Here is an 8,537-nt window from a genome sequence, read left to right as displayed (position 1 = left end):
TGCATCAGGCCGATGACGATGAACAGGAAGACCAGACCGACAAGGATCATCGGACCGATCGGAAACTTCACCGGCTCGGGCTCGACGTCGGCGGCGCGGGCGGCGGCCTCGGCCGGATCGAGGGTCAGTTGGGCGATGATGGCGTCCACGCCCTGGGTGATGCCGCGCTCGAAGCCCCCGACCTTGAAGGCGGGCAGGATGTCGGTCTGGATGATGTGGCTGGACATGGCGTCAGTCAGGACGGGTTCCAGCCCGTAGCCGACCTCGATGCGGACCTTGCGTTCGTTGGGGGCGACGATCAGCAGGGCGCCGCTGTCGTTCTCGGACTTGCCGATGCCCCAGGCGCGGCCGAGCTGATAGCCATAGTCCTCGATCTCGCGGTCTTGAAGGCTGTTCAGGGTGACGACGACGAGCTGGTCGCCGGTCTGGCCTTCGAGGGCCGCCAGCTTTTCCGTGACCGCTGCCTCGGCCGCAGGGGACAGCAGGCCGGCCTGATCCACGACGCGGCCGGTCAGGGGCGGAAAGTCAGGGGCCGACTGTGACCAGGCGGGCAGGGCAAAGCCCAGCCAGAGCACGGCCAACAGGGCGACGGCGCGCGCCATCGCCCGGAGGCTCTTGGCCCTGGCGAGGAGTCGGGTCAACGGGCGGGCGCGGAACCGGGCGTGACGGCCGGGGCGGTTCCACCGGGCGCGGCGGCCGGAGGCGTTGGGCCGACGTTGAAGTTGATCTGGGGCGCCGTCTGGGCCTCGGCCGAGGCGGTGAACAGCTGCATGTCCTTGTTGCCCGACTGGAAGGTCTTGGCCCAGACGATCGAGGGGAAGGTGTGCAGGGTGGTGTTGTAGTCGCGCACCGCCTCATTGTAGTCGCGGCGCGCGATGCCGATGCGGTTCTCCGTCCCTTCCAGCTGCGACTGCAGGTTCAGGAAGTTCTGGTTGGACTGGATCTGGGGATAGGCCTCGACCGTCGCAAGAAGGCGGGACAGGGCGCCGGTCAGCTGGCCCTGGGCGGCCTGATAGGCCTGGAAGGCGGCGGGGTCGCTGAGGGTCTCGGGGCTGATCTGGACCGAGGTGGCCTTGGCCCGGGCCTCGACCACCTGGGTCAGGGTGGTGCGTTCGGCGATGGCGGCGCCCTGGACCGTGGCGACCAGGTTGGGGATCAGGTCGGCGCGGCGCTGATACTGGCTCTGGACATCGGCCCAGGCGGCCTCGGCCCGCGCCTTCTTGGTCGGAATGGTGTTGTAGCCGCAGCCGGCGACGGCGGGGGTGACCGCCATCAGGGCGGCGAAGGCGGCGGTGCGAGGCGAAATCCGGACCATGGGCGTCTTTCCTGCTGAGCTCCCGCATCGGGAAATCGAGCCGGACTATCAGACGCCGGAGACGACGCGGCAAGTGTTCTGTGCAGGCCTTCGATCAGGCCGCGAGGCTCTCGGGTTCCAGGCCTTTGGCGCGGCAGGCGGCGGTGTAGGTGTTGGCCAGCAGGCAGGCGATGGTCATGGGGCCGACGCCGCCGGGAACCGGGGTGATCGCGCCCGCCACGGCGGCGGCCTCGGCATAGGCCACATCGCCGACCAGACGGGTCCGGCCCTCGGCGGCCTTGACCGAATCGGCGGAGGGCACGCGGTTGATGCCGACGTCGATGACGGTCGCGCCGGGCTTGATCCAGTCGCCCCGGATCATTTCCGGGCGTCCGACGGCGGCGACCAGAATGTCGGCCTGGCGGCACAGGGCGGGCAGGTCGCGGCTGCGCGAATGGGCGACGGTGACCGTGCAGTTCTCGGCCAGCAGAAGCTGGGCCATCGGCTTGCCGACGATGTTGGAGCGGCCGACGATGACGGCGTTCAGGCCCGACAGGTCGCCCAGCACATCCTTCAGCAGCATGACCGAGCCGAGAGGGGTGCAGGGGACGAGACCGGGCTGGCCGACCGCCAGGCGCCCGGCGTTGACGACGTGGAAGCCATCGACGTCCTTGTCCGGGGCGATGGCGTCCAGAACGGCGGCCGCATCAATGGCGGCGGGCAGGGGGAGCTGGACCAGGATGCCGTGGATGCCGTCGTCGGCGTTCAGCTCGGCGATCAGGTCCAGAAGCTCGGCCTGGGTCGTGGTTTCGGGCAGGCGGTGGGTGTCGGAGCGCATTCCGGCGGCGAGAGTCCGCTCGCCCTTGTTGCGCACATAGACCTGACTGGCGGGATCCTCGCCGACGATGACGACGGCCAGGCCGGGGACCAGGTCGTGCTTTGCCTTCAGCCGGACGACGGCGGCGGAAACCCGCTCGACCAGTCCCGCCGCGAAGGCCTTGCCGTCGATGGGATCGGCGTGCGCGAGCGTGTCCGACATGTCGGGCCTTTCGTCAGGTTTCGTGCAGTTGCGGGCGATTTACAGACGACACGGATCGGCGTCTATGTTGCCGCACGACCTTCTCAGGATTCCCCGATGAAACGCTCCCTCTTCGCCGCCTCGATCAGCGCCGTCGCCCTCATGACGGGAACCGGCGCCTGGGCCCAGACTGCGCCCACGCCGATCACGGTGGGCGGCAATGTGTCGGGAAGCCTGGATGACGCCGATCCCACCGCCGGGTCGGACGAAGAGACCTACCGCTATGAGGATTATGAGCTGACGGCCTCGGCGGGTCAGAGGCTGGAGGCGGTGCTGCGGGCCGACGACTTCGACGCCTATCTGGAGGTGTTCAAGGCGGGGGACCTGGACACGGCCATCGCCTCGGACGACGACGGCCTGGGCGACGGCACCCATTCGAGACTGCGGTTCGTGGCCCCCGAGGCCGGAAACTATGTGCTGCGCGCCCGTACGCTGAGCGGGACGGACGGCGGGGCCTACACCCTGTCGTTGAGCCAGCGTCCGCCCGCGCCGCGCGCGCCGCGGCCGACCGCCCTGCGTCGCGACACGCCGGTGAACGGCGCCCTGAATGCGCGCGATCCCGAAGCGGACGATGGGGCGCGTTACGACGCCTATGCCATCCGTCTGCGCTCCGGCGACCGGGTGGCGATCACCCTGGACTCCGAGGCCTTCGATCCCGTCGTGCGCATCGGCCGGATGGTGCAGGGATCCTTCGCCGAGCTGGCCCAGAACGACGACGCGCCGGACGGGGGCCTGGGGTCGAAGCTGGTGTTCACGGCGCCCGAGGACGGCGACTACATCGTGCGGGCGACCGGACTGGATGACGGGGCGGAGGGCGCCTACACGCTGAAGCTGACCGACGGGCCGCCCCCCTTGGCGTCCAAGCCCATCGCCGTCGGCGACGAGGTCGAGGGCGAACTGACGGCCAGCGACGGAACCAATGACGGCGGTCAGCGCGCCGATGCCTACAGCTTCACCGCCACAGCCGGGCAGAGGGTCGAGATCACCCTCGATTCCGGCGATTTCGACGCCTACGTCGAACTGTTCGATGCGACGGGCAAGAGCCTGGGCGAGGACGACGACGGCGGCGACGAAGGCACCAATTCGCGCCTGGTCCGCACTCTGGCGGCGGCCGGGACCTATACGGTCCAGGCGCGGGCCCTGGGCGACGACGCGACCGGCGATTACACGCTCAAGATCGTCGAGGCGGCGCCGGTGCCGGACCCGACCCCGATCACCTTCGGGCAGACCCTTCAGGGCGAGATCACCGAGGACGGCGTGCGCGACGACGAGGGGCGCGGCTATGTGGCCTATCGGTTCCAGGGGACCGAGGGGGCGCGGGCCCAGATCATCGTGCGGTCCGGCGACTTCGATTCCTTCGTTCAGCTCGGTCGGCCGGGCGAGACTTTCGAATCCCTGGCCAGCGATGACGACGGCCTGGGCGAGGGCACGGATTCGCGTCTGACCTTCAAACTGCCGGCCACGGGCGAATACGAAATCCGGGCCTCGCCGCTGAGCGGAGAGGAGAAGGGGCTGTTCTCGGTCGAGTTGCTGGACAAGGGGCCGCAGCCCCTGCCGGGCAGCATCCTGGTCGGCGCGACCGCGCGCGGCACGCTGAGCGACAACGACGCCCTGACCGACGACGGCATCTTCTACGACGCCTATCGCATCCAGGTGGCGGCGGGCGAGAAGCTCAATATCACCATGGTTTCCAACGATTTCGACGCCTATCTGAACATCGGGCGCGAGAAATCGGACGGGTCTTTCGAAAGTCTGGCCGAGGACGACGACAGCCTGTCGGACACCCACGCCAAGCTGGAATGGACGCCGGAGCGGGCCGGAACCTACGTCATCCGGGCCCGCACCTTCGGGACGGCCCAGACCGGCGCCTATACCCTGACGGTCGAACGCAAGCCCTGAGCCCGGGCCATCGCCCTATGCGTCGGAGGGCAGAAGTCCTTCGGCGAAGCGGCGATAGCGGCCGGCGCTGACGCCCGCCGTCGCGCGGGCGATATCGGGCGCGAAGTAGTGGTCCTGCGCATAGGGGGCCGCCGCCTCGCGCACGATGGCGAAGACCTGTTCCAGATCGGGGGAACTGGTCAGGGGGCGATGGAATTCGACCCCCTGCGCCGCCGCCAGAAGCTCGATTCCGACGACGGTTGCGGTGTTCTCGGCCATGTCGAGCAGGCGGCGCGCCCCGTGGGTGGCCATGGAGACGTGGTCTTCCTGATTGGCGCTGGTCGGGACGGTGTCGACGCTGCACGGATGGGCGACCATGCGGTTCTCGGCGACGAGGGCGGCGGCGGTGACCTGGGCGATCATGAAGCCGGAGTTGAGGCCGCTTTCCTTCACGAGGAAGGCGGGCAGGTCGCTCATCTTGGGATCGACCAGGATGGAGGTGCGGCGTTCGGAGGTATTGCCGATCTCGCACAGGGCCATGGCCAGCTGGTCGGCGGCGAAGGCGACGGGTTCGGCGTGGAAGTTTCCGCCGGAGATGACATCGCCATCCTCGAAGAAGACTAGCGGATTGTCGGTGACGGCGTTGGCCTCGCGTTCAAGCGTCGCGGCCGACTGGCGGATGACGTCAAGGACCGCTCCCATCACCTGGGGCTGGCAGCGCAGGGAGAAGGGGTCCTGAACCTTGCCGTCGTCCTCCAGATGGGAGGCGCGGATGGCGGAGCCGGCCATCAGCTCACGCAGGCGGGCGGCGACGGCGATCTGGCCCGGCTGGCCGCGCAGGGCGTGGATGCGGGCGTCGAAGGGGGCGTCGGAACCCTTCAGCGCGTCCACCGACAGGGCGCCGGCGGCGATCGCGGCGGAGAAGGCGGCCTCGGTCGCAAACAGGCCGGCCAGGGCGAGGGCTGTCGAGCACTGGGTGCCGTTCAGCAGGGCCAGACCCTCCTTGGGGCCGAGCGTCAGGGGCGTCAGGCCGACGCGGGCCAGGGCGGCCTCGGCGTCGAGCGTCTGGCCGTCATGGCGCGCCTCGCCCACGCCGATCAGGACGCAGGACATATGGGCCAGAGGCGCGAGGTCGCCCGAGGCGCCGACCGACCCCTTGGACGGGATGCAGGGCAGGACGTCGGCGTTGACCAGGGCGATCAGGGCCTCGAGCGTCTCGCGGCGGATGCCGGAGGCGCCCTTGGACAGGCTGGCGATCTTGAGCACCATCAGCAGGCGGGTGACCGCGTCGGGCAGCAGGGCGCCGACGCCGCAGGCGTGGCTGAGGACCAGGTTCTTCTGAAGGGTTTCAAGGTCTTCCGGCGCGATGCTGGTGTTGGCGAGAAGGCCGAATCCGGTGTTGACGCCATAGACGGTGCGGCCTTCGGCCACGATGGCGGCGACGGTCGCCGCGCCGCGCTCGACATCGGACCAGGCGGCGTCGGCCAGGCTGACGGTCACGGGCGATTCGAGGACGGAGCGAAGCTGGGCGAGGGTGAGGGGGGATTGGCCGATGGTGAGTTGGGTCATTGGTCTTGATCCTGCCTTCTCGCCTTGTGGGAGAAGGTGGCCCGGAGGCCGGATGAGGGGTGTATGTCATCAAGATGGACGTCGGGCAGAGGTGTCCGTGTCTGGCAGACCCCTCATCCGTCAGGCTTCGCCTGCCACCTTCTCCCACAAGGGGAGAAGGACGAGAGCATCTGATTATCCGAGGCTCGGCAGATTGAGTCCGTGGTCCTTTGCGGCGTCTTTCGCGATGTCGTAGCCGGCGTCGGCGTGGCGCATGACGCCGGTGGCGGGGTCGTTCCAGAGGACGCGTTCGAGGCGGGCGGCGGCCTCGAACGTTCCATCCGCGACGATGACGACGCCGGAGTGCTGGGAATAGCCCATGCCGACCCCGCCGCCGTGGTGGAGCGACACCCAGGAGGCGCCGGACGCGGTGTTCAACAGGGCGTTCAGCAGGGGCCAGTCGGAGACGGCGTCGGAGCCGTCCATCATGGCCTCGGTCTCGCGGTTCGGGCTGGCGACGGAGCCGCTGTCGAGGTGGTCGCGGCCGATGACGATGGGGGCGGACAACTCGCCCGAGGCCACCATCTCGTTGAACATCAGGCCGGCGCGGTGGCGATCGCCCAAACCGATCCAGCAGATGCGGGCGGGCAGCCCCTGAAAGGCGATGCGCTCGCCCGCCATGTCGAGCCAGCGATGCAGGCCCGCATTGTCGGGGAAGAGGCGCTTCATGGCCGCGTCCGTCTTGCGGATGTCCTCGGGATCGCCGCTGAGCGCCGCCCAGCGGAAGGGGCCGATCCCGCGACAGAAGAGCGGGCGGATGTAGGCGGGAACGAAGCCGGGGAAGTCGAAGGCGTTGGCCACGCCCTGATCGAAGGCGACCTGACGGATGTTGTTGCCGTAGTCGGTGGTCGGGACGCCCATGGCGTGGAAGTCGAGCATGGCCTGGACGTGGACGGCCATCGACCGACGCGCGGCGGCCTCGACGGCGGCGGGGTCGGAGACGCGCTTGTCCTCCCATTCGGCGACGGTCCAGCCGGAGGGGAGGTAGCCGTTGACCGGGTCGTGGGCGCTGGTCTGGTCGGTGACCAGATCCGGCCGAACGCCGCGACGGACCATTTCGGGCAGGAGCTCGGCGGCATTGCCCAGCAGGCCGATCGAGGTGGGCTTGCCCTCGTCGAAGGATGTCTGGAGCAGGGCGAGAGCCTCGTCGAGGGTCTCGGCCATGACGTCGAGGTAGCGGGTGCGCAGGCGGAACTCGATGCGGCTGCGCTGGCATTCAATGTTGATGCTGGAAGCGCCTGCCATGGCGGCGGCAAGAGGCTGGGCCCCGCCCATGCCGCCGAGGCCGGCGGTCAGGATCCACTTGCCCGACCAGTCCCCGCGATAGTGCTGGCGACCCGCCTCCATGAAGGTCTCGTAGGTGCCCTGAACGATGCCCTGGGTGCCGATGTAGATCCAGGAGCCGGCGGTCATCTGGCCGTACATGGCCAGGCCCTTGCGATCGAGCTCGTGGAAATGCTCCCAGGTCGCCCATTTGGGGACGAGGTTGGAGTTGGCGATCAGGACGCGCGGCGCATCGGCATGGGTGCGGAAGACGCCGACCGGCTTGCCCGACTGGACCAGCAGGGTCTCGTCCTCGGCCAGGGTCTTCAGCGTCTCCACGATGCGGTCGAAACTGGCCCAGTCGCGCGCGGCCTTGCCGATGCCGCCATAGACGACCAGGTCCTCCGGGCGTTCGGCGACCTCGGGATCGAGGTTGTTCATCAGCATGCGGAGGGCGGCCTCGGCGGCCCAGGTCTTCGCGGTCTTGTCCGGCCCGCGCGGACTGCGGACGACGCGGCTGTTGGGGGTCTTGTCGGTCATCGGGCGTTCCGCTGGGCGAGGGCGAAGTCGAGGCAGGCGGTCAGGACGGCGCGCAGGTGATGCTGCATCGGGGCGGCGTGTTCGGCGTCCCACGGCGAGGGCCAACTTGCCTCATCCAACGGGCCGGACGGGTCGACCATGTAGCCGCGATCCGCCAGTTCCATCTGGATGGCGTGATGCCCGATGGAAGGCTGCCCGTAGTGGCGCGTGGTCCAGCCGCCCTTGAAGCGGCCGTTGACGACGTGGCTGAGGCCGCTGACGGCACAGGCGGCCTCTACCGCCGTGGTCAGGGCGGGGTCGCAGGTGCGACCCTCGTTGTCGCCGATGTTGAACTGGGGCAGCTCGCCTTCGAACAGACGCGGCACGACCGAGCGGATCGAGTGGGCGTCGTAGAGGACGACGGGGCCGCCGGCGCCGAGCCGCTCCAGCTCACGGGTCAGGGCCGCATGGTAGGGATCGAAGAAGAGGGCGCGGCGGCGGTCGATCTCGGCCTGATCCGGCTCCAGCCCGGGGCGGTAGAGGGGCTCGCCGTCGAAGGTCTCGGTGGGACAGAGGCCGGTGGTGGTCATGCCCGGATAGAGGGAGACGCCGGACGGATCGCGATTGACGTCGATGACGCTGCGGCTGATCGCCGTTCGGACCAGGGTGGCGTCCATCTCGACGGCGAAGGCGTAGAGCCGGTCCACCCACCAGTCGGCGTCCTTGCGCGACAGCCAGGGCGAGACCATCGTGCCGGCGATGTCGTCGGGGATGTCCGTGCCGGTATGAGGCAGGCCGATCACCAGCGGCGCCTGACCCGGATGGACGGTCAGCCAGTCATGATCCGCCATGCAAGCCTCCTTCGCCATCCCGATCCAATGTGGTATGTCTAGACAT

7 protein-coding genes are annotated in these 8,537 nt (G+C 69.0%); 1 reads left to right on the top strand and 6 read right to left on the bottom strand.

Going from position 1 to position 8,537, the window contains the following annotated elements; translation table 11 throughout:
- The 3 genes from ACT6QK_RS09415 to folD all read right to left on the bottom strand — a co-directional run.
- Nucleotides 1–602: TPM domain-containing protein (locus ACT6QK_RS09415; protein ID WP_444597574.1), on the bottom strand; the 602-nt coding region annotated here is incomplete at its 3' end.
- Nucleotides 603–637: 35 nt separating this feature from the next.
- Nucleotides 638–1,315: a LemA family protein gene (locus tag ACT6QK_RS09410; RefSeq protein WP_444597573.1), complete on the bottom strand. Its 678-nt coding sequence runs from the start codon at nt 1,313–1,315 to the stop codon at nt 638–640.
- Between the two features lie 94 nt (nt 1,316–1,409).
- Nucleotides 1,410–2,333, bottom strand: coding sequence for a bifunctional methylenetetrahydrofolate dehydrogenase/methenyltetrahydrofolate cyclohydrolase FolD (gene folD, locus ACT6QK_RS09405; RefSeq protein ID WP_444597572.1), 924 nt, complete (start codon nt 2,331–2,333; stop codon nt 1,410–1,412).
- Between the two features lie 96 nt (nt 2,334–2,429).
- Between folD and ACT6QK_RS09400 the strand changes: the two genes are divergently transcribed.
- Nucleotides 2,430–4,271, top strand: a complete 1,842-nt coding sequence (locus ACT6QK_RS09400) for a PPC domain-containing protein (RefSeq protein WP_444597571.1) — start codon at nt 2,430–2,432, stop codon at nt 4,269–4,271.
- Nucleotides 4,272–4,286: 15 nt separating this feature from the next.
- Here ACT6QK_RS09400 and hutH read toward each other — a convergent pair whose 3' ends face one another.
- The 3 genes from hutH to hutG form a co-directional block, all read right to left on the bottom strand.
- Nucleotides 4,287–5,819: a histidine ammonia-lyase gene (gene hutH / locus ACT6QK_RS09395; protein ID WP_444597570.1), complete on the bottom strand. Its 1,533-nt coding sequence runs from the start codon at nt 5,817–5,819 to the stop codon at nt 4,287–4,289.
- 174 nt (nt 5,820–5,993) lie between these two features.
- Nucleotides 5,994–7,661 (bottom strand): urocanate hydratase, encoded by a 1,668-nt coding sequence (hutU, locus tag ACT6QK_RS09390; protein WP_444597569.1) that lies wholly within the window; start codon nt 7,659–7,661, stop codon nt 5,994–5,996.
- The gene (gene hutG / locus ACT6QK_RS09385) at nt 7,658–8,491 is read right to left on the bottom strand and encodes an N-formylglutamate deformylase (protein WP_444597568.1); all 834 of its coding nucleotides are present in this window, start codon (nt 8,489–8,491) and stop codon (nt 7,658–7,660) included. Before hutG ends, hutU begins: the two co-directional genes overlap by 4 nt.
- Between the last annotated feature and the right edge of the window lie 46 nt (nt 8,492–8,537).

This window comes from Brevundimonas sp., assembly GCF_052436175.1.
In the GTDB taxonomy this organism is placed as follows: Bacteria; Pseudomonadota; Alphaproteobacteria; order Caulobacterales; family Caulobacteraceae; genus Brevundimonas.
The sequence above is the reverse complement of the archived record's forward strand: the minus strand, read 5'-3'. Positions and strand labels throughout refer to the sequence as shown.

What these genes read in the sequence shown, in the direction of transcription:
- folD (WP_444597572.1), bottom strand. Translation starts at nt 2,333, where the DNA reads ATGTCGGACACGCTCGCGCACGCCGATCCCATCGACGGCAAGGCCTTC.
- ACT6QK_RS09410 (WP_444597573.1), bottom strand. Translation starts at nt 1,315, where the DNA reads ATGGTCCGGATTTCGCCTCGCACCGCCGCCTTCGCCGCCCTGATGGCG.
- hutU (WP_444597569.1), bottom strand. Translation starts at nt 7,661, where the DNA reads ATGACCGACAAGACCCCCAACAGCCGCGTCGTCCGCAGTCCGCGCGGG.
- ACT6QK_RS09400 (WP_444597571.1), top strand. Translation starts at nt 2,430, where the DNA reads ATGAAACGCTCCCTCTTCGCCGCCTCGATCAGCGCCGTCGCCCTCATG.
- hutH (WP_444597570.1), bottom strand. Translation starts at nt 5,819, where the DNA reads ATGACCCAACTCACCATCGGCCAATCCCCCCTCACCCTCGCCCAGCTT.
- hutG (WP_444597568.1), bottom strand. Translation starts at nt 8,491, where the DNA reads ATGGCGGATCATGACTGGCTGACCGTCCATCCGGGTCAGGCGCCGCTG.